The sequence below is a fragment of the Streptomyces sp. NPDC048606 genome (assembly GCF_040650855.1).
Lineage (GTDB): Bacteria > Actinomycetota > Actinomycetes > Streptomycetales > Streptomycetaceae > Streptomyces.
Window position 1 is genome coordinate 84385 of the sequence record NZ_JBEZIB010000033.1, and the last position, 23281, is coordinate 107665.

The following is a 23281-nucleotide window of genomic DNA, read 5'->3' on the forward strand; positions in this document are numbered from 1 at the left end:
CGAGGAAGCCCGGCCGGCAGCCCGCGTCGGAGCCGACCCCCGCCGCCACCCTCGGCGAAGACCCGCCGGGGGATCGGCGACGTGGGCAGCCGCCCCCTCTCGGACGACGTCACGGGCGCGAAGACGCCCGCGACCATCGCCACCCAGCCCACCCCCACTTCCCACGGTTGGAGAACACCGTGCTCGAACGCGAGCCGCTCACTCTCGTCCTGCCCCCCGACGTTCCGCGAGGGGCGGTCGGCGGCGCGGGCCGCTCCCACCGTGCGCGGCCCGCAATCCCTCCCCGCGCCGCCGCGACGCCGTCCTTCCACTACGTCGCCGCCGGCGACTACTGGTTCGACGACGGGGCCGCCGGTCCGCACCGGGCGACCGCCTCCGACGCACCCGCCTGAGCCCGCCCGGGGCGGGGCCCCGCCCCGAAGCGGACGCCGAACGAAGGCCGCCACGCGGCGGGTTCGGCGTCCGTCGTCGGGTCGGCGAACGACGGACGGCCGACATCGCCCCCCCTCCGCGTCGATCGGCCCCCCCGCCGACCCCCTCCCGGATCCCGGCGCGGCGACTCGCGCACCTCCCGCGCCGGGACCGCCCTTCACCGCGCCCAGGGCCGTGAACAGGGCGGCCCCGCGCGGTCGGTCGTCTACGCCGGGCCGATCGAGGCCTCGATGACGGCGAGGTGGGCGGCGAGGATCTCCTCGAACGCGGCGTCACGGTCCTCGCCGAGCGGGCGCACCTCGCGGGCGAAGTGGGCCAGGGCCGGGAAACGCTCGGGGTCGGCGCCCAGCACCGCCACGCGGAACAGCTCCATGCCCTGTTCGTGCTCCTCGGGGGTCACGGAGCCGGCCCCGGCCTCGGAGGCGATCAGCGCGGAGATCAGGACCGCGAGCCGGTGGTAGCGCACCGGGATCTCCGCGTCGGGCAGGCCCGACGCGCGCAGCGCCTGGAGGGCCTCCTCCATGACCAGTCGGGAACCGGCGCCGCTCGACGCGTAGCGCCCCCAGACCCCGGCGAGCTGGGGCTGTTGCCCGAAGGCCTCCCGAACGCGCAGGGCCAGGGCCGTGAGGCGCCGCTTCCAGTCGCCCTCGGGTCGGTGGCCGTCCATCGCGGCCAGCAGGATCCGGTCGGCGACCGCGCGCAGCAGTTCGGTCTTGCTGCGGAAGTGCCGGTAGAGGCTGGAGGAATCGGTCCCCAGGACCGCCGCCAGCTTGCGCACGCTGAACGAATCCGCGTCGCTCGAGCGCAGCATCTCCGCCGCCGCGTCCAGGATCTCCTCGGTCGTCCAACGCCTTCGGCCTGCCATCCAACTCCTCTCGTCGGCCCTCATCCTAGCTGTGCACTTGGTGTTGCACGCACCGCGTGCATAATGAGGGCATGAGCGTGTCGGCGAGCCGGCGCGCCGTTCGTGCCCTGTTGTCCGGGACGGGCGAGCGGTGCGGAGCCCGTCCGCCCGCCCCGGGGATGTGAAAGGACGCATGACGTGCGAAACGCACTGGATCACGCGGCGTTGGACGCCGCCCTCGACCACGTCCACCGCGCCGGGATGCCGGGCCTGTTCGCCGAGGTGCGCGCCGGTGACCGGGTCTGGCGCGGCGCCGCCGGGGTCGCCGACGTCGCCACCGGCCGCCCCGTCACCGCCGACATGCGCCACCGCGTCGGCAGCGTCACCAAGACCTTCACCGCCGTCGCCGTCCTGCGCCTGGTCGAGAGCGGCCGGGTCGATCTCGACGCGCCGATCGGCCGACACCTGCCGGAACTGGTGCCGGGGGAGCGGGGGGAGGCGATCACGGTACGGATGCTGCTCGACCACACCAGCGGCCTCGCCGAGTACCTCCCGTACGCCTACCCCTCCCTCAAGGCGTTCCCGGTCCTCGCGGAGACCGGACCCGAGAGCCTCGACGACCTTCGGCACACGCGGTTCGACCCCGTCGAGCTGATCGGGATGGGGGTGGCCGCGCCCCCCGTCGGCGTCCCGGGCGGCGGTCCGGGGGTGTACTCGAACACCAACTACCTGCTCCTCGGCCGGCTGCTGGAACGGCTGACCGGCACCACCGCCGAGCGGTACATCACCCGGCACGTCATCGAGCCCGCGGGGCTGCGGGACACGGCCTTCCCCGACGGGCCGCACGTCGAGGGGCCGCACGCGCGGCTCTACGAGGCCTGGTTCGGCATGATCGACCCGCCGCGCGACTACAGCGTCTACGACATGTCCTGGGTGGGGCCGTCGGCCTCGCTGATATCGACCGTGGCGGACCTCAACCGCTTCTACCGGCTGCTGCTGGCCGGCGAGATCGTCGCTCCGGAGTCGCTGGAGCGGATGCGCCGCACGGTGCCCGTGGTCTCCCAGGAGGGGAAGGTGATCGCGTACGGCCTCGGCCTGCACCCGATGGAGGCTCCCGGGCAGGAGGTCTTCTGGGGCCACGGCGGCACCGTCTGGGGCGGCGGAACGTTGGCCATGGCCCGTGCCGACGGGGAGCGCCAGATGGCGGTCGCGGTGAACCTCCAGCGGTGGAACCGGCTCGACGACTCCGGCAGGCCGCAGCCCCACCCGATCGACGAGGCGCTCGCGAAGCTGTACCACCTGGCGATGTACGGCTGACGGGGGCGGGGCCCGGGCCCGGGGTCGCGGCGTCGACCCCGGGCGCCGGCCTCGTAGGCGAGATCGCCGGACTACTGGTAGGAAACTTTCCTGTCCGCTACGCTCCCGGACGGCGGCCCGACGTCATGCCGTTGCCCAAAATTGGCATGCGCATGGCGTGATCGGCGAGAGCTCCGCCCCGGCCGCCGGGACGCCCCCTCCCGCCCCCGGGCGGGAAGGGCGTCCCGCACCGGTGTCCCGCACTCGCCTTACTCAGGCCAAGGAGTCCAGGCATGCACCCGTACGCCCCCACCCCCTTACCCCCCTCCGGCCGCCGGCATCGACCGGCCCTCCTCATCGTGACGGTGGTGCTCGCGCTCGCCGCCGGGCTCCTGCTCGCCTGGCCCGGCCGGGCGGGAGCCGTCGCCGACCCGCTCATCTCACGCGGCAGGCCCGCCGCCGCCTCCTCCACCGAAAGCTCCTCGCTCGGCGCCGCCAACGCCTTCGACGGCGCCGCCTCCACCCGCTGGGCCAGCGCCGAGGGCAAGGACCCGCAGTGGATCCGCGTCGACCTCGGGGCCGGCGCCACCGTCTCCCGCGTCAAGCTGACCTGGGAGGCCGCCTACGCCAAGGCCTACCGCGTCGAGGTCTCCACCGACGGCACCACCTGGACCCGGATCGCCGAGGAGAAGGCCGGCAACGGCGGCACCGACGACCTCGCCGGCCTCTCCGGCAAGGGCAGGTACCTGCGCGTGTACGGCACCGCGCGCGGCACGGCGTACGGCTACTCCCTCTTCGAGGTCGAGGTCTACGGCACCGCGGACGGCGGAACGCCCCCCGGCGGAGGAGCCTTCACCGTCGTCGCCGCGGGCGACATCGCGGCGCAGTGCACCGCCTCCGACAGCGGCTGCGCGCACCCGAAGACCGCGGCCCTGGCCCGGCAGATCGACCCGAAGTTCTACCTGACGATGGGCGACAACCAGTACGACGACGCCCGGCTCTCCGACTTCCGCGCCTACTACGACAAGAGCTGGGGCGCCTTCAAGGCCAAGACCCGCCCCGTGCCCGGCAACCACGAGACCTACGACCCGGCCGGGGCCCTCGCCGGATACAAGGCGTACTTCGGGAACATCGCCTATCCGCAGGGCAAGAGCTACTACAGCTTCGACGAGGGCAACTGGCACTTCGTCGCCCTCGACTCCAACGCCTTCGACCAGGCCGCCCAGATCGACTGGCTCAAGGCCGACCTCGCCGCGAACACGAAGCAGTGCGTCGCCGCCTACTGGCACCACCCCCTCTTCTCCTCGGGCGGCCACGGCAACGACCCCGTCTCCAAGCCCGTCTGGAAGATCCTCTACGCCGCCAAGGCCGACCTCGTCCTGGGCGGACACGACCACCACTACGAGCGGTTCGCCCCGCAGAACCCCGACGGAAAGGCGACCGCCGACGGCATCGTCCAGATCGTCGGCGGCATGGGCGGCGCCGACCCCTACCCGATCGAGGAGGTCCAGCCCAACAGCCAGAAGCGGATCAGCGGCCCGTACGGGGTCCTGAAGCTCGACTTCACGGACTCGGGCTACAGCTGGACCTACGTCGCCACCGACGGCGTCAAGGACACCAGCCCGAAGTACGACTGCCACTGATGTACCTGGCCACCACCGGCCGCCGGGACGCGCCGTCCGCCCCCCTCGGGGCCCGGCGGCGCGTCCCCGCCACCGTCATCGCACTGGGTACCGTCAGCCTGGTCACCGACGTCTCCTCCGAGATGGTCACGGCCGTCCTGCCGCTCTACCTCGTCCTGGGCCTCGGCCTCTCACCGCTCCAGTTCGGCTTCCTGGACGGCATGTTCAACGCGGCCACCGCGCTCGTACGGCTCCTCGGCGGCCGCCTCGCCGACCGCGGCGGCCGGCACCGACGGGTCGCCGCCGCGGGCTACCTCCTGTCCGCGCTGTCCCGGCTCGGACTGCTCCTCGCCGCCGGCTCCACCACGGGCATCGCCGCCTCCCTCGCCGCCGACCGTCTCGGCAAGGGCGTGCGCACCGCCCCGCGCGACGCGCTCATCGCCCTCAGCGTCCCGCCGCGCGACCTCGGACGCGCGTTCGGCGTGCACCGCGCCATGGACACCACCGGCGCACTGCTCGGCCCGCTCGCCGCCTTCGCCGTCCTGTGGGCCACCGCCGACGCCTACGACGCGGTCTTCGCCGTCAGTTTCTGCACGGGCCTGCTCGGCGTGCTCCTGCTCCTCCTGTACGTCCCCCGCTCCGCCCCCGTCCCCCCGGCGGCCCCCGCCGTCGCGCCCGCCCCATCCGCCCCGCCCGTCCGCCCGCGCCACACCGCCCCGCGCCAAGGAGCGCTGCGCGACCCGGCCTTCCGTCGGATCCTGTACGCCGCCTCACTGCTCGGCGCCGCCACCATCGGCGACTCCTTCCTCTACCTCCTCGTCCAGCGCGGGCTGGACCTGCCGCCCACCCTGTTCCCCCTGCTGCCGCTCGGCGCCGCCGCCGGATACCTGCTCCTCGCCGTCCCCGCCGGCCGGATCGCCGACCGCTTCGGCCGCCGCCTGCCCTTCCTGGCCGGACACCTCGCGCTGCTCGGCGCGTACGCCGTCCTGCTGCTCCCCGTCGCCTGGCCGACCGTGATCCTCGTCCTGGCCCTCCTCGGCGTCTTCTACGCCGCCACCGACGGCGTGCTGATGGCGCTGGCCTCTCCCGTCCTGCCCGCACACCGCCGCGCCGGCGGCCTCGCGGTGCTCCAGACCGGCCAGGTCCTGGCCCGACTGCTGGGAGCCGCCGGCTTCGGGGCGGCCTGGACCTACTGGGGACAGGGCCCCGCCCTGGCCGCGGCGGCCCTCGCGCTCGCGGCGGCCCTCGCGGCGGCCTGGCGCATCCTGCCCGCGGCGCGGCCGGGGCCCGCCGGCGACCCCCGTCCCGCGCCCGACCACGACGCCCCGGAGGCACCGTGAACCCCCGAGCGCCACAGCTGCGCCGCATCACCGTCGTCGTCCTCGCCGTGCTCCTGCTCGGAGGCGGTTCCCTCGGCTACGTCCTGCACGCCCGGCACCGGACCCCGCCGACGGCCGCGCCGGACGCGTCGTTCGGCCCGATCGAACCCGGGCTCTACTACCAGGACTCCGCCACCGGACGCATCGCCCGCCGCAGCGGCGCCACCGGCCCGCCCGTCACCGGAGGCCCCGCCTGCGAGCGCTTCCACGCCGTACCGGAACGCGCCCTGTGCCTGCGCAAGCTGCCCGGCATCCCGGCCCGCACCCAGGCCCTCGTACTGGACCGACGACTGGGCGAGGTCAAACGCGTCACCGTGCCCGGGATCCCCAACCGGGCCCGCGTCTCGGCCTCGGGCAACGTGCTGTCCTGGACGACCTTCGCGACCGGCGACTCCTACGCCACGACCGGCTTCTCCACCCGGACCTCCATCCTCGACCTGCGCACCGGCTACCTCATCAAGTCGATGGAGGAGATCCCGCTGACCATCGACGGCGCTCGCCACCACGCCCCCGACGTCAACTACTGGGGCGTCACCTTCGCCTCGGACGACAACCGCTTCTACGCCACGGTCTCGACCAAGGGCCGCACCCACCTCGTCGAGGGCGACCTGCGCGCCTGGTCGGCGAAGGCCCTGCGCGTCAACGTCGAATGCCCGTCGCTGTCACCCGACGGCACCCGCGTCGCCTTCAAGAAGAAGGTCACCGACGGCCCCGCACCCTGGCGGCTGTACGTCCTGGACCTGGCGGACCTGCGCGAGCACCCGCTCGCGGAACCGCGCGGCGTCGACGACCAGGCAGCCTGGCTGGACGACGGCACCATCGGCTACGCCCTCCCGGGCGAGGGGGGACGCGTCTCGGACGTCTGGTCGGTCCCGGCGGACGGCACGGGCGCACCCCGCCTCCTGGTGCCCGGCGGCTTCTCCCCGGCCGCCGTGCGCTGACCACACCGACCCCGAACGGAACGCTCACACCCCGGCGTTCGGGGCCCCGCCCACCGGGCGGGGCCCCGCCGCGGCGGTCACACGGGCGGCAGCAGATCGCTCCCGCTGACGGTGTACGTGAGCGGGGGGTAGACGAAGTCCGTCTCGGCGTTCTCGCGGCGACGCAGCCGGTAGAACGCGCGGGCCTGCTCCTCGTCCGCGACGACGAGCCGCTCGCCCCGCGGGAGGTGGGCCCGTCCCTCGTGGAAGCGCAGGAGGGTCTTCGAGGTCCGGAACGTCACGCCCAGCCATTCGTTGTCCGCCGCCGGAACGGGCCGCTCCGCCACGATCCTGTGCCGCATCCGCCGGTTCGCGTCCACGGAGAACGCGACGACGCCGTGATGGGTGAGGGGCACCTCGAACGTCTCGCCCGCCTCACCCGTCTCGCCGTCCGACTCCTTCGCTTCGACGATCAGCTTCCTCGACGGGCCGGCGTCGGGACGCGCGTAACAGGAGAAGACGGCGATGAAGGACCCGTCGGCGAGGTCGAGGGCCTGGTCGCTGTGGCCGCCCATGGTGGTGTAGGCGTTCGTGTAGCGCTCGACGAGGGCGTTGTCGAAGCCGACCGGGATCCCCGCCAGCTCCCGGACCCGTCGAGCCAGCCGTTCGTGGACCGCGCGGAACCGCTGCGCCGGGTTGCCGTACCGCGTCGTCGTACGGACGAGCGGCACGCCGCCCGTGCCGTCGGGCCGGGTGAGCACCGCCCCCCGCCGGCCCTTGCCCACGTCCTCCCAGACGGTCGAGGCGGCCAGCTCCGCGAAGAGGTCGCCCTCGCCCGGCAGGGAGCACGTGAGGATCTCGTCGCGGATCCTAGACCCGGGGCGCAAGATAGTCTCCCGTGTTCATGCTGAAGAGGAGTTCGTCGGCGCCGTAGTCGATGAACGACGCGCTCCTGTTCTCCTCGGCGTACAGCCTGCGCAGCTCGTCCATGCCCTCCGGCGTGGGCGGCCCCAGCTTCACCGCGTCCCCACCCACACCGACGTACGTGTCGCCGCCTCGGTGCACGGCCTCGGTGCTCGAACAGCGCACCACGTATCCCAGACGGGTCGGCAGCAGCCCGGCGTCCAGTCCCGACGGCCTGATCTCGTGCGTGTACAGGCGGTTGGTGGACAGCGGCATGAAGAACACGGAGCCGGGATACAGGGTCACGCCGAACCGCGCGGGCAGCGCGCCCCCGTCACCCTCCGGGCCCGGCTCCTTCAGCCGGAAGTGGAGCCGGGTCAGCCCGCTGGTCCCCTTCACCCCCAGGTCGAAGGGGTCCCGCGCCAGGGGCGCCAGCCCGTCGAGACCCTCGTAGAAGGTGCAGAAGGCCATGATGCCGTGGGCGGGCATGTCCTTCGTCTTGTCGGCGTGGGAGGAGATCCTGGCCTTGGACTGCCCGCGCTCCGCCGTGGCCGGGGTGTTGTGGTAGATCTGCGCGAGGACGTGGTTCAGGGGCGCGTGGTCGCGGAAGACGGCGGCGGCCTCGCGGTTCAGGGCCTCGACGACCTGCGTGTCGGTCGCGCGGAAGCCCTCGGTCGGCCCCGACAGGTTCGTCGAGCACCGGAGCAGGCGGAAACGCAGTTCGTCACCGCTCCTCGTGACGGGCGTCAGGTAGATGCCGCTGCGATGGGCCGTACCGGGCTTCGTGGACTCCGTCAGCGACTGGAACGCGTGCTCCGCGCGGATCCGTCCGAAGTGGTCGTCATCGGGGTCGAAGAAGCGGCGGTAGTACACGCCGGCGCCGTGGACGCGCAGGGGAAGGCGCCCGACGCCGACGACGGGCCACGGCCCGTCGCCCCCCTCGGGCCGGCCGTCTGCCGGGTCCCGGACGACGAACACCCGCTCCGCCGTGCGCAGTCGGTGCGCGTCGACCCCGGAGGCGTCGCCCCACACGTAGACGGTCCTGCCCGCGAGGTCGGTCGCGTCGGCGGCGAACTCCTCCGGCGTGACGGTGCTTCCGAAGAACTCCCCGACCGCGGCGTCGTCGTGCGTCGTCGCGGGCGCGACCAGGAGGTTGCCCGCATCCTCGATGCGGGCTTCCGTCGGCCTTGTCGAGTGCATGGAGGCACCTCTCCTTCGCGGAACCCGGGGACTGCTCGAACCCTGTACACGGCGACGGCCCGCGCCCCTTCCCCATGACCGCGCGGCACGGGGGAGAGGGAGGCGGACCCTGAACCCCGATGCTCTCACGGGGCGCTGACAGTCGACGCGCGGATGGAGTGGTGCCCCACAGGCGGCGCCGTCAGCTCCGCGCGTACGGACCCTGCGCGGCCATCGTGTTCTGCATCTCCGTCAGCCGGCGGACGAAGAGGAGGGCGAGCACGGCGGCGACCATGGTGACGAGGTCCGCGACGATACCGAGCGACCCCGCGGCGAGCAGCTCCTCCACGGTGTCGGCGGCCATGTAGACCTTGCTGAAGATCCGGCCCAGGCTCGCCGCGACGACCCAGACCACCCACCAGGACGTCAGCAGCGCCATGGACGCCGACCGCTCGGAGCCGTCGGGGCCGCGCTGGGTGCTCGCGCGCCAGGTCTGCCGTGCGATCAGGTAGGGCATGACCAGGTTGGCGACGGGGACGAACCAGGCGCCGATGGCCCACCCCCGGCCGAGGGTGAAGGCGTCGGGGCGGAAGACGCCGCCGTTGCCGCGCACCCGGTGGAACCAGATGATGAAGACGACGATCGTCGGCACCATCGTCAGGACCTGGAGCGCGCCCGCGAGCATCGTCAGCCCCGCGGACAGGCTGATTTCGAGGTCGTCGAAGTGGGTGTCCGGAGCGAACCCGCCCAGCCACGACTGCTCGTACCCGCCGGCGCCGGCCGAGAACAGGTGCACCGCCGCCCCGGCACCGAGCAGCCAGGTCAGGGCCGTCGCGAGGCCCTTCGGGGAGCGCGGTACGTCCTGCCGGACCGCGGGGGCCGGGTAGCCGGGCGCACCCGGGTACGGGTGCCCCTGCGGGTGGCCCTGATACGGATGCGGATGCGCACCGGGCTGCGGGTACGGCTGCGGGTACGGCTGTCCCGGAGGCGGCGAGCCGGGAGCGCTGAAGGACATGACGGTGGACCCCCCACGGGACGGATGGCATGCGGCCGGCCTCGCCGAGCGGGCGGGGCCATCGCAGAAGATATGCCGGGCCCCCGCCCGGAGTCCAGACGGTTTCCGCTGGTCAGAGCACATCCGGCCGCGGGCGACGGCCGAGGCTGCCCCGACCGCCGTCAACGCGGCCCGTCGGCCGGGCCGGTGGCGCCCCTCATCGGACGTCGAGGTCCAGGAGGGCGTTCTCGACGATCTCCGTCAGCGCGGGATGGATCCAGTACGGCTTGCGCGCGAGGGTCCTCGCGTCGATGCCGAGGGTCACCGCGAGGACCAGGGGCTGGATCAGGGCGGGTGCCTCGGCGCCCATCACGTGGGCGCCGAGGATGCGCCCCGTGCCGGGCTCCACGATCACCTTGCAGAAGCCGGTGGTGTCCTCCATCGCCCAGCCGTAGGCGATGTCCGCGTACCGGGCCGAGCCCACCGCGTACGCGATTCCCCCGTCCCTGCACTCCTGCTCGGTGACGCCGACCGAGGCGATCGGGGGCTCGGTGAACACCGCCGCCGGGACGTGTTCGTGATCGCAGGAGATCAGGTCGTGCGGGTGGCGCAGGTTGTGCGCGACGACCTCCGCCTCCCGGTTGGCCACGTGCTTGAGGGGGACCGGAGAGCAGATGTCCCCCAACGCGAAGACGCCTTCCGCGGTGGTGCGTTGATGGCGGTCCACGACCACGCGGCCGTCCTCCCGGACGGCGACACCGGCCGCCGCGAGGTTCAACCGGTCACTGTTCGGCACCCGGCCCACCGCGACGAGCAGCATGTCCGCCTCGACCGTCGAGCCGTCGTCCAGGAGCAGGCGCAGCGCGTCGCCCGGCCCGCTCTCGACCGCCGTGAGCTCCCGGCCGAGCCTGAGGTCCCAGCGCGTGCGGACCAGCTCGGTGAACCGCCGCGCGACCGTCTCGTCCTGCGGGCCGAGCAGCCGTGCCTCCTTCTCCACGATGGTGACGGCGCTGCCCGCCCCGGCGAACACCTCGGCCAGTTCGGCGGCGATGTACCCGCCGCCCAGGATCGCCAGGCGTCGGGGCGGGGCGTCGATCCGCATGACGGTGTCGGAGGTCTCGTACGGCAGGCCCGCCTCCAGGACGGGTCCGGGCACCGACGGGCGTCCGCCCGCCGCGATGACGACCTGACCGGCACTCACCTCCACGGGCCCGTCCGCCCGCTCGATCCGCAGCGTCCTCGGCCCGGTGAAGACGGCCCGGCCCTTGTACACGGTGACCGAGGGCTCCCGCTCGCGGCCCCCGCGGCCCCGGTCCCGTACGTCGTCCAGCCGCCGGAAGACCCGGTCCCGCGCCGCCCGCCAGCGCACCGTGCCCGGCGCTGCGTCCACGTCGAAGGTCCCGGCCTCCCGGACCGTGCGCGCCACGTGCGCCGTGTGGGCGAGCATCTTGCTCGGGACGCACCCGGCGTTCAGGCAGGTCCCGCCGAACCAGCGTTCCTCGACGATGGCCACGTCCAGATCGGCGAACGAGTCGTCGACGACGGCGTTGCCGGATCCCGCACCGATGACGACCAGATCGTGGTGACGCATGCCCACACCGTACGAGGCCCGGGACCGGGCGGGCCCGCGCGCCGCGCCGGCCTACGCGGGGCGGCCCTCGGGCCGGGGCGGCCTGCCGTCGGCGGAGGCGAAGCCGAGCCAGGTGTGGCGGTTGTTCCACCAGCACCAGCCGACCTTGGGCGCGTCACGGCGCTCGCGGCCGTCCCGCCCGGTGCCGTTGCTGATCCACAGGGCCGGGGTGCGGGCGTCCAGGGTGCCGTTGGGCTTGCGCAGCCGTGAGCCGATCGTCATGAAGCAGTGGTTGCGTTCCAGTAGCGAGGGCCGCTGGAGGAGCCAGAGGATGCCCTCGGTGAGCAGGAGCGGGGTGCGGTGCGCCCGGGCGAGCGCGGGCAGCGCCTCCTCCGGGGTCAGGTTGGCCAGGTCGTCGCCGCGGTCGGGCCCGGTGACCAGGTAGAGGGCGGCGTCGGGCAACTCGATGTCGTGGGGGGCGAACTGGTCGACGTCGGTCATGTCCTCGACGACGAAACCGGGCTTGTCCGCGCGCCGCAGCAGGGGCGCGAGAACGGAAGCGGGCGCCCGGTCCGGGTGGAGGGCGAGCAGGGCGCCGTCGGCGTCGTCACCGAAGGCGCCGGCGAAGGCCCGCAGTTCGGTCGCGGAGATTCCGGTGAGCTCCGGCACCCCGAGCTCGATGAGCCGCTCCGCCTGGGCGGCGAGCGGGGGCAGTGGAGCAGCGGCGTCCGGGGAAGGGGTTTCGGGCGGGGTCATGGCTCTCCTCGATGCGTGAACGGTGCGGGTCGGCGCGGGGCACGCCGGTGCGGGGTGGCGTGGGTCGGTGCGGTCGGAGTCGGGCGGGCGTCGCGGGTCCGGGCGGGCGTCGCGGGGCACGGTCAGCGGCTCAGGTTGCGGAACCGGTTCACCGCCAGCGGGAGGAAGACCGCGATCAGGGCCACCGGCCAGACCACCGCGAGGAGTTCCGCGTGGGTGGCGGCCCATGATCCCCCGGCCGTGCCCGGATTCCCGAACAGCGCGCGTACCGCGGTGGCCGTCGCCGACATCGGGTTCCACTCCACGACGGCGCCCAGCCAGGCGGGCATCGACGCGGGCGAGGCGATGGCGTTGGAGAGGAAGCCGACCGGCCAGACCAGGATCTGCACCGCCTGGACCATCTCGGGCCGGCCCGCGACCATCGCCAGGTGGATGCCGATCCAGAGCATCGCGAACCGCAGCAGCAACAGCAGGCCCACCGCACCCAGGAAGGAAGCGGCTCCGCCCTCCCATCGCCAGCCGATCGCGTACCCGACGGCGATCATCACGGTCAGACCGACCGCCGACTGGAGCATGTCGGCGACGCTCCGCCCGACCAGGATCGCGCCCGAGGCCATCGGCATCGAGCGGAACCGGTCGATGACCCCCTTGCCCAGGTCCTGGGTGACCGCGAGCATCGTCGCCTCGATGCCGAAGGCCATCGTCATGGTCAGCATGCCGGGGACGAGGTAGGCCGTGAAGTCCCCGTCGACACCGCGTCCTCCGCCGATCAGGTAGCCGAACATCAACAGCATCATCACGGGGAAGACCAGGCCGACGACCACCTGGACGGGTCGGCGGGCCCAGTGCGCCAGTTCCCGCCGGGTCATCGTCCAGCAGTCGGCGGCGGCACGGCCCACCCTCGTCCCCGTGCCGGGCGTGGTGTCCACGACGTGGGTCGCGCTCACGCGGCGTCCTCCTTCGTCAGGTGCATGAAGACCTCGTCGAGCGTCGGCCGGCGCACCGCGATGTCCTGCGCCTCGATCCCGGCGTCCGTCAGCGCCCGTACGGTCTCGGTCAGGGCCCGCATCCGGTCGGTGACGGGGGCGCTGACCAGGCGCCGGTCCTCGTCGACCACCGCCCCACCGGGCAACAGGGATGCCGCGAGCGCCAGATGGGCGGCGTCGCGCAGGACCACGTCGATGCGGTCGCCGCCCGTCGTGGACTTGAGCCGGTCGGGCGTGTCCTGCGCGATCACCCTCCCGTGGTCGATCACGGCGATCCGGTCGGCCAGTTGGTCGGCCTCCTCCAGGTACTGCGTGGTCAGCAGGACGGTCGTACCGCCGCCGACCAGGGAACGCACCGCGTTCCACACCTCCGTGCGACCGCGCGGGTCGAGCCCGGTCGTGGGTTCGTCCAGGAAGAGCACGAGCGGCCGGGAGATCAGGGACGCCGCGAGGTCGAGCCTGCGCCGCATGCCGCCGCTGTACTGTCGGACGGCCTTGTCGCCGGTGTCCGCGAGCCCGAAACGGGCGAGGAGCTCGTCGGCCCGCGCGCCCGCGCGGCGCGCCCCGAGGTGGTGCAGGCGCCCGAACATCTCCAGGTTCTGGCGGCCGCCGAGTTCCTCGTCCACGGCGGCGTTCTGCCCGAGCAGCCCGATCCGCGTGCGCACCTCGCCGGCCCGGGTCAGCGCGTTCACGCCGGCCACCTCGACGCGCCCCTCGTCGGGACGCAGGAGCGTGGACATGATGCGTACGGCGGTGGTCTTGCCGGCTCCGTTCGGGCCGAGGATCCCCTGGACGGTCCCGGCCCCGACGGTGAGATCGAGACCGTCGAGGGCCTGCTTGGAGCCGTACCTCTTGCGGACTCCTTCGACGGCGATCGCCGGATCGTGCGAGGTCACCATGCCCCCTCCGTCAGTGGTCAAACTTGACTACGAGGCTCACCGTAGGGCACGCGAAGCCTCTGGTCAAACTTGATTACCGGGTCACCCGAGGAGACTAGTCAAATTTGTGTAGGCTGGGCCGCAGTTCCTCGAAGGGAGACCCCATGTCCGCGATCCGGTTGCTGGTCCTCGGCGCGGTCCGCCAGCACGGGCGGGCGCACGGCTACCAGGTCCGCAACGACCTGGAGTTCTGGGGCGCGCACGAGTGGTCCAACGCCAAGCCGGGCTCGATCTACCACGCGCTCAAGCAGATGGCCAAGGAAGACCTCCTCCTCGCCCACGAGGTCGCGCCGAGCACCGTCGGCGGCCCGCCCCGCGTCGAGTACGAGATCACCGACCGGGGCACCGAGGAGTACCTCACGCTGCTGCGCCAGGCCCTGACCTCGTACGACCAGAAGATGGACGTGCTCTCTGCCGCCGTCGGATTCATCGTCGACCTGCCGCGCGAGGAGGCCGTCGCGCTCCTGGAGCGGCGCATCGCGGCCCTCGGGCAGTGGCGGGCCTCGGTCACCGAGTACTACACCCCCGAGAACGGCCCCGGACAGCTCGGCCACATCGGCGAGATCATGAACATGTGGGTGCACTCGGCCGACAGCGAGGCGGAATGGACCCGCGGCCTGATCGGTCGCATCGAGAGCGGTGCCTACACGTTCGCGGGGGAGGGCGAGCCCTTCGTCGGCGTACTCGCGGAAGGCGAACCCAACCCGTACGCCACCGGCCCCCACCCCGAGGACCCGAGCTAGGCCCCGCGCGGCCCCCCTCAGACGCCGCCCGTCAGCTGGAGCACCGCTATCCCCGCCAGGACGGCGACGCTCGCGGTGATCCGCCGGTGCCCGAGGCGCTCGCGGAACACCACCGCGCCGATCAGGGCACCGAACACGATGCTCGTCTCGCGCAGGGCGGCGATGGTGGCGAGGTCGCCCCGCGACTGCGCCCACACGACGAGCCCGTACGCCACGAGCGAGAGCAGCCCGCCCACCAGACCCCGGCCCCACATCGGGCGCAGCGCGGTGAACAGGGCGCGGCCCCGGCGCGCCCCTGCGATGAGGGGCAGGACCAGCCCCTGGCACAGGAACAGCCACGCGACGTAGCCGAGGACGCTGCCCGAGACGCGGACCCCGCTGCCGTCGACGAGGGTGTACGAGGCGATCATCACCCCGGTGCCGACCGCGGCGGCCAGCGCCGGCACCTGGGCGCTGCCGGGGATCCCGTCGGCGAGGGCGAGGCCGGCCAGTCCGCAGGCGATCACCGCGATGCCGAGGGCCTGTCCGGCGGCCAGGGAGTGGCCGAGCAGGGTGGTCGACACCAGGGCCACCACCACGGGCGAGGTGCCGCGCGCCGTCGGGTACATCTGGCCGAAGTCCCCGAGCTGGTAGGCCCGCAGCAGCAGGAGCTGGTACGTGACCTGCAGTGCGGCGGAGGCGGCGATGTAGGGCCAGGCCGCCGGCGCGGGCAGCGGGGCGAAGCAGACGAGCACCGCTCCGCAGCCCGCGGAGGCGAGGCTGATCAGGGTGAAACCGGCGAGCTTGTCGCGCAGGCCGTGGGTGAGGCCGTTCCAGGCGGCGTGCAGCACCGCGGAGGCGAGGACGACGGCGGGCACGGCGGTGGTGCCCGCCGCGGCCGACAGGTGTACGGGCAAGGGGCGCTCCCCACGGCTGGAGGGTGGAATGAGATTCCCTGTTAGCGTAAACCCATGGAAATCGATTCCACTCCTTCGGGTGGGCTCGCCGCCCACATCCGCGCCCACCTGTCCGAGCTGCGCGACACCGAGGCGCGCGTGGCCCGGGTCGTCCTCGACAAGGGCGCCGAGCTGGTGCGGCTCAGCGTCAGCGACGTCGCGGCGCTGGCCGGCACCGCGCCGTCCACCGTCGTACGGGCCTGCCAGCGGTTGGGGTTCCGCGGCTACCAGGAGCTGAAGATCGCCGCCGCCCGGCAGGCACCCGCACCGCAACCCTCCCGCGACCGCGACCCCGCCGCCCGCGCCCTGGCGGACACCATCCGCGCCGGACGGGAGGCCCTGGAGGGGGTCGCGGCCACGGTGACCCCGCAGGACCTGCGGGCGGCGGCCGAGCTGATCGACGCCGCCCCCCGGGTCCTGGTCGTCGGCGCGGGACTCTCCGGCGCGGTCGCGCTCGACACGGCGTACCGGCTGCGCGCGCTGGGCTGCGCGGTCGACGCACCGGCCGACCCGCTGACCGCCCAGCTGGCCGCCTCGCAGCTGACCTCGACCGGCGTCTGCCTGGCCATCAGCCACACGGGCGCCACGCGCAGCACCGTGGACGCCGTCCGACGGGCCCGGCGGGCAGGGGCCCGGGTCGTCGCCGTCACCAGCTACGCCCGCTCGCCGCTCAGCGAGGCCGGTGGCCTCACACTGGTCGCGGGCGGCCAGGACCTGGTGTTCGGGCTTGAGACCGTCGCCAGCCGGCTCGCCCACCTCACCGTCATCGACGCCCTCGCCCTCACCCTGCTGGGGTTGCGCGGGGAACCGGCCGAAGCGGCGCTGCGGCTGTCGGCCGACGTCACGGTCGACCACTCGTACTGACCCGCCGGGCGGGCTCGTTACGCCCGTCCCGGCCGGGCGTCCCGAACCGGCCGGGACGGGCTCAGCCGGTCCGGTCCACCTCGACGGGGCCGAAGAGCAGCCCGCCGGGCGCGGACTCGTCGGTACCGGCCCAGAACTCGTACCAGCCGGCGCGGAACTCCTCCCGGCTGATGCGACCGTTCCCGTCGAGGTCGAGCCGGTCGAAGGCGGTGTCGGTGTCCGTGCTCCGGCCGCTGAAGGCCTCGACCATCTGCTTGTACTCGCCCCGATCGACCTCGTCGTCGCCGTTGGCGTCCACGGCCGCGAACATCGCCTCGGCGGTGCCGTGGACGGCTTCGGGCATGGTGGGCAGCAGGTCGACCACGTTCAGGACGTCGTCGAGCGACACCCGGTCCGCCCCGTCGGCGGCGGCCGACAGGGTCCGCCACCAGCCGAGCATCGTCTCCCGCAGCACCACGTGGTCGCCCGCGGTGCGCAGCTCCGTCCACCGCCGGGCGAGGAGCGCGAAGTCCTCCTCCGTCAGGAAACCGTCGCCGTCGACGTCGAGCATGCGGAACGCGCGGTCGATCTTGTGACGCTGGAACTCGTTGGCCATCGTGCGTCCCTGTCTGTGCGGTGGCGCTCCCGTGGTCTCCCCCGGAGGGAGGATGATCCGCCCGGCGGGGCGTCAAACGCCCTCGGTCACAGCGGCGGGCGCACGCGCGGGCGTGCGCCCGGCGGCCGTCAGTCGAAGAGGTCCAGGGCGCCGCGTCGGGAGCCGTCGGCGGTGGACCGGTGCAGCCTCGGGCGCGGCTCCGGGTAGGTCTCCGCGGCGGCCCGCGCCCGGACGACGTCCGGCCCGCCGCAGGCCGCGACCGCGAACTCCCCGAACACCTTGGCGAACGCCGCCGGGTCGCCGAGCTCGACGCCGTACGCCTCTCCGTCCTTCAGCGGCACCCACACCACCCGGGTGGACCGGTTCCACCGCGATGCCGGCAGGTCGTCCGCCGTCGACCGCCCTTCCAGCCACAGGCGCGCCACGTGCAGCAGGTTCACGTCCTCCATCGGCAGCCGCCTGCGCCGTATGCGCAGTTCACGCGGCGTCACCACGAGTTGCCGGTCCTTGCGCGGGTACCAGACGGCGCCCACCCCGATCGGCGCCCACAGGACGACCCCGATCATCGGCCAGACCACGGCGTGGCCCCAGGTCCGGATCAGCGCACCGTCGAGCACGGACACGACCCCGAAGAACACGGCCCACTTCGCCGTCATCCGCCAGAACCCGCTGCCCTGCCGGTACAGGACCCTCTGCTTCGTCATCGCCATGCCCGCACGCTATCTGCCGTCACACTCCCTCAGGACACCGAGGGCCGGGGGCCCGTCGGCCCGTCACCGGGTGTGCGCCGAGTGGTGGAGGACCGGCTTGCCGGGATGTGGGCACTGGTGAAGCATCGGAATACGGGACGAACCGCCATCTTTCGTGATGTCACGATGCGCGGTGCGTCGACCCCTGCCCGCCTGCTCGACCTCATGAGGAGTGGCCATGGAAGACAGCCCGCTTAGCCGCCGACGGCTCGTGTGGGGTGGTGCCGTCGCGGCGGGTACGGCGCTGGCCGCCGTGGGGTTGCCCCGGCTGATGGTGCCCGAGGCGAAGACGAAGGCCGCGCCCGCGGGTCCCGTACGCAGGACCGACGGCGCCGCCGGTCCGCCCGCGAAACGCAAGGGTGACGCCTCGGTGGACTACGCCCCCGCCGTCTGGGTCGAGGCCTCCGAGTACAACTACACGGCCTCGGAGCGTCCCGAGGAGTATCCCATCCAATACGTCGTCATCCACCTCACAACGGACATCATGCCGATCATGTTCGCCAAGTTCAAGGACCCCGCGGAGAGGGTGTCCGCGCACTACGTGATCAGCGCGACCGGCACGCGGATCGCCCAGTGCGTGCGCGAGCGCGACGTGGCCTGGCACTCCGGAAGCGTCTGGTACAACCACCGGAGCATCGGCATCGAACACGAGGGCTGGACCGATCAGCCCGTCTACACCGACGAGATGTACGAGGCCTCCGCCGTGCTCACCGCCACGATCTGCGCGAAGTACGACGTCCCGATCGACCGCGACCACATCCTGGGCCACGTCGAGGTCCCGCTGTCCACGCACGACGACCCCGGCACCGTGTGGGACTGGGACCGGTACATGGAGCTCGTCGAGACCGCCCGACGGCGCGTCAAGGTCTGACGCCCAGCCCCGTCCCGCCCCGCCGCGCGCCGCCGCCACCGCCGCCGGGACGCCCCGCCGCCCCGGTCACGCGGGTTTGCCGTCGCCGTGGAGCCACGCGTCCCAGATCGGGTCGAGGTCCCGGCCGGCCCTGGCCTCCGCGTACGCCGTGAAGTCCTTCGTGGAGGCGTGGCCGTGGCGGTGGCGCAGGGCCCAGCCCCGCACCAGGTCCCGGAACCCCTCGTCCCCGACGGCCTGGCGGACCCGGTGGAGGACCATCGCGCCCCGTACGTACACGGGCTGGCGGGAGATGTCCGAGGCGCTCGGCGGCTCGGCGGGCGGGAAGTCCCAGGCGTGGTCGTCGGCGGCCTTGGCGTGGTTGCGGTCGAAGTGCTCCTGGGCGGTGGCACCGCCGTGGTCCTCGGTCCACAGCCACTCCGCGTAGGTCGCGAACCCCTCGTTGAGCCACATGTCCCGCCAGGTCCGCGGGGTGACGGAGTTGCCGAACCACTGGTGGGCCATCTCGTGCACCACGTTGGTGGTGTGGAAGGCGTCCGCCGGAATGGTCGGCCTCGTCTGGGTCTCCAGGGCGTACGGAATGCCGGCCGCCTGATCGACGATCAGCCCGGCGGTGGCGAAGGGGTAGGGGCCGAACCGGCCCTCGGCCCACTCCATGATCTCGGGGAACCGGCCGAGGACCGTTCCGTCCTCGTCCACCCGCGCGGTCGTGTCGACCGCCGACAGGACCGGGACGCCGGAGCGGGTCTTCGAGGTCTTGATGTCGTAGCTGCCGATGGCCACGGTCGCCACGTAACTGGCCATGGGCTCGGCCTGGTGCCAGTGGAACGTGGCCCGGTCGCCGCTCGTGCGCCGTGCGCGCAGCTGTCCGTTGGAGATCGCCTGGAGTCCCTCGGGGACCGTGACGGTGATGTCGTACGAGGCCTTGTCCGAGGGGTGGTGGTTGCCCGGGAACCAGGTCATCGAGCCCGTCGGCTCACCGAACGCGACCGCCCCCCGGTCCGTCCTCAGCCAGCCCTCGCGCCACCCGTGGTCGTGGACGATCGACTCCGGCGTGCCCGCGTAGCGCACGACGCCGCGGAAGGCGGCGCCCTTCCCGATGTGGTCGCGCGGCCACAGCGTCAGCTCCTGCCCGTCCTGGTCGACCCGGGCCGCGTGGCCGTCGACGGTGGCGCCGGACACCTCCATGCCGAGCAGGTCGAGGTGGAAGGCGCTGAGGTCCTCGGTGGCCTTCGCGGTGATCTCCGCGGTCCCTTCGAGGCGGCCGCTGTCGGGGTCGTAGGCCAGGGTCAGGGCGTAGTGCGACACGTCGTACCCGCCGTTGCCGAGCTCGGGGAAGTACGGGTCACCGGCGCCCGCGGCCGCGGGGTGCCCGCCCCGGAACGCCGGGCCGGCGGCTCCCGTCCGGGCGGTCTGTGGGCCGGCGCTCCCACCCGTACCGCCGGCGGCGCGTTCGCCGGACCGCGAGCACGCGGGCAGCGCGGCGAGCAGGAGCGCGACCGCCAGGGCGGTCAGACGTCCGGAAGTCTTCACGCGGCCGATCATGACCCAGCCCCCGGGCGCCCCGTTCCCGCCACGCCGTGCGCGTGGCCCCTCCGGGTGGCACGGCCCCGCCCGCCGGCCGGTGCCGAACACGGGCCGGCCGACGGCCGGGGCAGGGGTGCGACGGGGCGGGGGTGCGACGTCGATCGCGGTCGGATCAGAGGGCGTTGCGGGAGATCTTGACGATCTTGCACTCGATCTTGTCGGACGGCTTGGCGTCCTTGGCGACGTTGTAGCCCAGCGCGCCGGCGTTCTCGTCGGTGTAGGTCTGACCGGCGGAGAGGTTCTGCGCCGTCGAGGTGAGGTCCTCCTTCTTGGCGCCGTTGACCAGGATCTCGCCCTCGACGAGGTAGGAGTACCGGCGGTCACCGCTGTTCGTGTACTCCACCTTCACCTCCATCTCCTTGATGTCGTAGTCGCCGGTCTTCACGGAACAGGCGGTGATCCGGGCGTCCTTGGTGATGTCCGGCTGCCCGGCCTTCACGTCGCCGCCGACCTGCGCGGAGTCGTAGGACTTGTCGAGTTCCTTGCCGACCTCGTCGGCGGCCTTGCCCACGACGAGGGCGCAGCCGCCGAGGACGAGCAGGCCGAGGAGCGTGGGGATGCCGCAGCCCAGCGCGATCTTCGTACCGGTGCTCATGCCCTGCTTCGGGGCGGGGTACTGCGGGGGCTGCTGACCGTAGGGCTGCTGGGGCTGAAAGTCGGACATGGCAGGGAGATCCTCGCGAACAGGGGGAGCCCCGGGGCACGGCGATGCGGCGCGGTGCGGCAGGGGCGCCGTCATGTTGGCATATCCGTGTCAAAGTTGCACACGCGTCTCAGATTCGGACGATCGCGGCGGAGGGTGCGTCAGGGGACGGGCCGGCGTGGCCGCCTCGCGCCGCGCGGGGGCCCGGCCCGTCGACCGCGTCGACGTGTCAGCGGGCCCTGGCACCATCACGCCATGAACGAATTCGACGACCTCCTCCGACGCGTCGCCATCCGGGCGGCGGCCGACAACGGGAACCTTCCGGCCCCCGTGGACGACGAGCGGATCGCGCGGGCGCAGTCCCTGCTGGGACTCACCCTGCACCCCTTGCTCGGACGCCTCTACCGCGAGGTCGCCGACGGCGGATTCGGCCCCGATTACCACCTGTTGCCGCTGCTGGGACCGGGCGGCGTCGTCGCCGACTACCTCGCGTCGCGCGCGGAGTCGCCGGAGGCGGAGCACCCGGTGTGGCCCGAAGGCGTCGTGCCGATCCTCCACTGGGGTTGCGGCATGTACGCGGGCGTCGACTGCCTCGACCCCCGGGGCCGGGTCCTCCTCTTCGAGCCGAACGCCCACGACGGCGGAGCGTGGGACGGGTGCTGGTTCCTCGACTCCGTCGGCCTGGCGGAGTGGCTGGAGACCTGGCTGGCCGGAACCGGTTGGTTCGAGGAGGACGCGTACGACCGGGACGACGTGGCCGAACCGCGACCCTGGGAGCAGGCCGCGGCCCGACTGTCGTCCGCCGGCGCCCGCACCGCGGCGGACGGTCCCGGTGCGCGGGTCAGCGGGTGAGGAAGCGGGTGGCGCCGACGTAGACGCGGCCGCTGGAGGCGATGGGCTCCTCCGTGACCGGGTCGCCCGTTCGAGGCGAATTGATCATCATGGGTTCGCCGTTCCGCGTCCCCGAATAGATGCCGACGTGGGTGACCCCGGTGCCGGTCGCGGGGCGGAAGGCGACGATGTCACCGGGGCGGAGGTCCGCCGTACCGGTGATCCGCACCCCCGCGGCCGATCCCGCGGGGACCTGTACGCCGCCCGCGTCGAACTGCGGTTGGGCGTCCCGGGGGATGGTCACGCCGAGCGCGGAGTAGACCTGGCTGGTGAGACCGGAGCAGTCGTAGCCGAATCCGGAGGTGCCCGACCACAGGTAGGGCAGGCCCAGGAAGGCGCGTGCCGCGGCGACCACGTCCGCGCCGCCGCGGGTGGACGGCACCCTCGCCAGGTCGTCGGCCCGGAAGTACACCCGGCCGCCGCCGGTGGAGTGCGCGGTGACGACTCCGGGCACCGGCCCGGCCTCCACGGGGAACGAGGTGTTGTACGAGTACTCGGCGATCTGCCCGGATCCGCCGCCGGCGAGCGCCGCCCGGGCGGTGGAGAAGCCCCGGGCCGTGGTGCGGGCGACCCGTTCCTCGTGCGTGCCGGCGGGCGGGCGGCGCCGCTCCGAGGTCAGTTGCCGGTCGGGGATCCAGCCGGGGTAGGCGCCCCGCCCGGCCTGGTCCCTGGGGGTGGGCTGGCCGTGCACCCACACGTGGTCCCAGAGCACACCGTCGCGCCACTCGCTGCGGTCGACGGTCACCCGGACGCCGTGCAGGGCCTGGGTCTCCCCGGCGACCTCGCGCCGCTCGTCCAGGGACATGCCGGCCAGCCAGCCGCGTACGTCGGCGGGGTTGGTGGTCGCCGGAGCGTCCACCGGGCGGACCTGGTCGGGACTGACCCAGACCTGGGCGACCGTCACGTCGACCCAACAGGTCGGGGAGCCTTCGCACGGGCGTGGCGCGGCGGACGAGGCGGAGCGTGGCGCGGCGGCGGGCGCCGCGGGGGCGGCGACGGCCGGAGCGGTGAGGGTCGGGGCGGTGAGGGCGAGGAGCGCTGCGGCGGTGGCCGCCAGGACGGTCTTCACGGAATACATGCGTCGATCCTGTCCAGGACGGCGCCCCGGCGAACCCCTCCGATCCGGCCGGCCCGGGCCCCGGGGGCGGTGGTGCGCGTGGGTTCCCGGTGGCGACGGACGCCCCGGCCCGCCCCGGTCGGGTGCGGGCCGGGCGGTCCTCACCCGCGCTGCCAGAGCGCCGGCACGTTCGGCGGCTCCCAGCCCGCGACCGCGGTGTGTGCCTGGAGGCACCGGTAGGAGGATCCCGCGTACGTCACCCCTTCGCCGGCGCGGTACGCCCGTCCGGGGGTCCAGGTGCCCGTGGGCGGGGTCGTCGGCGAAGGCGTCGGCGGGGGAGTGGTGGGCGGGGTGGTCGGGTCCTGGGGCACGTCCAGGACGAAGTCGAAGGTGCCTTCGTGGCCGGGTCCGGACTGGCGGACGTTCATCAGCAGCCGGCTGTCGAAGAGGGAGTCGGTGTTGTTGCGCGGTTCGCCCGGGAAGTACAGCTGGGTGGTGACCACCCGGCGCCCGGGTGCCTGGAGTTTGAC

24 protein-coding genes are annotated in these 23281 nt (G+C 73.4%); 9 read left to right on the forward strand and 15 right to left on the reverse strand.

The window, feature by feature from the left end; all coding sequences use genetic code 11:
* Positions 1-179 precede the first annotated feature (179 nt).
* On the forward strand, positions 180-392 hold the full coding sequence (locus AB0D01_RS30105; protein ID WP_363060732.1) for a hypothetical protein: 213 nt from the start codon (positions 180-182) through the stop codon (positions 390-392).
* 245 nt (positions 393-637) lie between these two features.
* On the opposite strand, the gene AB0D01_RS30110 is transcribed toward AB0D01_RS30105, so the two are convergent.
* Positions 638-1297 (reverse strand): TetR/AcrR family transcriptional regulator, encoded by a 660-nt coding sequence (locus AB0D01_RS30110; protein ID WP_363060734.1) that lies wholly within the window; start codon positions 1295-1297, stop codon positions 638-640.
* A gap of 177 nt (positions 1298-1474) precedes the next feature.
* On the opposite strand from AB0D01_RS30110, the gene AB0D01_RS30115 reads away from it, so the two are divergent.
* The 4 genes from AB0D01_RS30115 to AB0D01_RS30130 all read left to right on the forward strand — a co-directional run bounded on the left by AB0D01_RS30115 (position 1475) and on the right by AB0D01_RS30130 (position 6514).
* Positions 1475-2593, forward strand: coding sequence for a serine hydrolase domain-containing protein (locus AB0D01_RS30115; protein WP_363060736.1), 1119 nt, complete (start codon positions 1475-1477; stop codon positions 2591-2593).
* Between the two features lie 272 nt (positions 2594-2865).
* Complete coding sequence (locus AB0D01_RS30120; protein ID WP_363060738.1) at positions 2866-4215, forward strand: discoidin domain-containing protein; 1350 nt, start codon at positions 2866-2868, stop codon at positions 4213-4215.
* Positions 4215-5534 carry an MFS transporter gene (locus tag AB0D01_RS30125; protein WP_363060740.1) on the forward strand — a complete coding sequence of 440 codons (1320 nt, stop codon included), beginning with the start codon at positions 4215-4217 and terminating at the stop codon, positions 5532-5534. Before AB0D01_RS30120 ends, AB0D01_RS30125 begins: the two co-directional genes overlap by 1 nt.
* Positions 5531-6514, forward strand: a complete 984-nt coding sequence (locus AB0D01_RS30130) for a hypothetical protein (RefSeq protein ID WP_363060742.1) — start codon at positions 5531-5533, stop codon at positions 6512-6514. Before AB0D01_RS30125 ends, AB0D01_RS30130 begins: the two co-directional genes overlap by 4 nt.
* Positions 6515-6591: 77 nt before the next feature.
* On the opposite strand, the gene AB0D01_RS30135 is transcribed toward AB0D01_RS30130, so the two are convergent.
* The 7 genes from AB0D01_RS30135 to AB0D01_RS30165 all read right to left on the reverse strand — a co-directional run bounded on the left by AB0D01_RS30135 (position 6592) and on the right by AB0D01_RS30165 (position 13780).
* Positions 6592-7380, reverse strand: a complete 789-nt coding sequence (locus tag AB0D01_RS30135) for a hypothetical protein (protein ID WP_363060744.1) — start codon at positions 7378-7380, stop codon at positions 6592-6594.
* Positions 7364-8596 (reverse strand): hypothetical protein, encoded by a 1233-nt coding sequence (locus AB0D01_RS30140; RefSeq protein WP_363060746.1) that lies wholly within the window; start codon positions 8594-8596, stop codon positions 7364-7366. Before AB0D01_RS30140 ends, AB0D01_RS30135 begins: the two co-directional genes overlap by 17 nt.
* Positions 8597-8777: 181 nt before the next feature.
* The gene (locus tag AB0D01_RS30145; RefSeq protein WP_363060748.1) at positions 8778-9590 is read right to left on the reverse strand and encodes a DUF4328 domain-containing protein; all 813 of its coding nucleotides are present in this window, start codon (positions 9588-9590) and stop codon (positions 8778-8780) included.
* 196 nt (positions 9591-9786) lie between these two features.
* Positions 9787-11160 (reverse strand): mycothione reductase, encoded by a 1374-nt coding sequence (locus tag AB0D01_RS30150; protein WP_363060750.1) that lies wholly within the window; start codon positions 11158-11160, stop codon positions 9787-9789.
* A gap of 51 nt (positions 11161-11211) precedes the next feature.
* Positions 11212-11895, reverse strand: a complete 684-nt coding sequence (locus tag AB0D01_RS30155; RefSeq protein ID WP_363060752.1) for a DUF5701 family protein — start codon at positions 11893-11895, stop codon at positions 11212-11214.
* Positions 11896-12017: 122 nt separating this feature from the next.
* Entirely contained in the window at positions 12018-12764 is a 747-nt protein-coding gene (locus tag AB0D01_RS30160) for an ABC transporter permease (RefSeq protein WP_363060787.1), read from the reverse strand.
* Between the two features lie 74 nt (positions 12765-12838).
* On the reverse strand, positions 12839-13780 hold the full coding sequence (locus tag AB0D01_RS30165; protein WP_363060754.1) for an ATP-binding cassette domain-containing protein: 942 nt from the start codon (positions 13778-13780) through the stop codon (positions 12839-12841).
* A gap of 143 nt (positions 13781-13923) precedes the next feature.
* Here AB0D01_RS30165 and AB0D01_RS30170 point away from each other — a divergent pair, with 143 nt between their 5' ends.
* Positions 13924-14562 carry a PadR family transcriptional regulator gene (locus AB0D01_RS30170; RefSeq protein WP_363060756.1) on the forward strand — a complete coding sequence of 213 codons (639 nt, stop codon included), beginning with the start codon at positions 13924-13926 and terminating at the stop codon, positions 14560-14562.
* 17 nt (positions 14563-14579) lie between these two features.
* On the opposite strand, the gene AB0D01_RS30175 is transcribed toward AB0D01_RS30170, so the two are convergent.
* Entirely contained in the window at positions 14580-15458 is an 879-nt protein-coding gene (locus AB0D01_RS30175) for a DMT family transporter (RefSeq protein WP_363060758.1), read from the reverse strand.
* Positions 15459-15512: 54 nt separating this feature from the next.
* Between AB0D01_RS30175 and AB0D01_RS30180 the strand changes: the two genes are divergently transcribed.
* Positions 15513-16361, forward strand: a complete 849-nt coding sequence (locus AB0D01_RS30180; protein ID WP_363060760.1) for a MurR/RpiR family transcriptional regulator — start codon at positions 15513-15515, stop codon at positions 16359-16361.
* 61 nt (positions 16362-16422) lie between these two features.
* On the opposite strand, the gene AB0D01_RS30185 is transcribed toward AB0D01_RS30180, so the two are convergent.
* Together AB0D01_RS30185 and AB0D01_RS30190 are read right to left on the reverse strand one after the other, a co-directional pair.
* Complete coding sequence (locus tag AB0D01_RS30185) at positions 16423-16956, reverse strand: EF-hand domain-containing protein (RefSeq protein ID WP_363060762.1); 534 nt, start codon at positions 16954-16956, stop codon at positions 16423-16425.
* A 128-nt stretch (positions 16957-17084) separates the two neighbouring features.
* Positions 17085-17666: a hypothetical protein gene (locus tag AB0D01_RS30190; RefSeq protein WP_363060763.1), complete on the reverse strand. Its 582-nt coding sequence runs from the start codon at positions 17664-17666 to the stop codon at positions 17085-17087.
* Positions 17667-17883: 217 nt separating this feature from the next.
* On the opposite strand from AB0D01_RS30190, the gene AB0D01_RS30195 reads away from it, so the two are divergent.
* Positions 17884-18576: a peptidoglycan recognition family protein gene (locus AB0D01_RS30195; RefSeq protein WP_363060765.1), complete on the forward strand. Its 693-nt coding sequence runs from the start codon at positions 17884-17886 to the stop codon at positions 18574-18576.
* A gap of 66 nt (positions 18577-18642) precedes the next feature.
* Here AB0D01_RS30195 and AB0D01_RS30200 read toward each other — a convergent pair whose 3' ends face one another.
* Together AB0D01_RS30200 and AB0D01_RS30205 are read right to left on the reverse strand one after the other, a co-directional pair.
* Positions 18643-20106 (reverse strand): M1 family metallopeptidase, encoded by a 1464-nt coding sequence (locus AB0D01_RS30200; RefSeq protein ID WP_363060767.1) that lies wholly within the window; start codon positions 20104-20106, stop codon positions 18643-18645.
* Between the two features lie 166 nt (positions 20107-20272).
* A complete protein-coding gene (locus AB0D01_RS30205) occupies positions 20273-20824 on the reverse strand; it encodes a hypothetical protein (protein WP_363060769.1) in 552 nt (183 codons plus the stop codon).
* 234 nt (positions 20825-21058) lie between these two features.
* Between AB0D01_RS30205 and AB0D01_RS30210 the strand changes: the two genes are divergently transcribed.
* Positions 21059-21655 (forward strand): SMI1/KNR4 family protein, encoded by a 597-nt coding sequence (locus AB0D01_RS30210; RefSeq protein ID WP_363060771.1) that lies wholly within the window; start codon positions 21059-21061, stop codon positions 21653-21655.
* Here the strand turns inward: AB0D01_RS30210 and AB0D01_RS30215 are convergent.
* Entirely contained in the window at positions 21645-22772 is a 1128-nt protein-coding gene (locus tag AB0D01_RS30215; protein ID WP_363060773.1) for a C40 family peptidase, read from the reverse strand. The two genes, AB0D01_RS30210 and AB0D01_RS30215, sit on opposite strands and share 11 nt — an antisense overlap.
* Positions 22773-22912: 140 nt before the next feature.
* Positions 22913-23281: carbohydrate-binding protein (locus AB0D01_RS30220; protein ID WP_363060775.1), on the reverse strand; the 369-nt coding region annotated here is incomplete at its 5' end.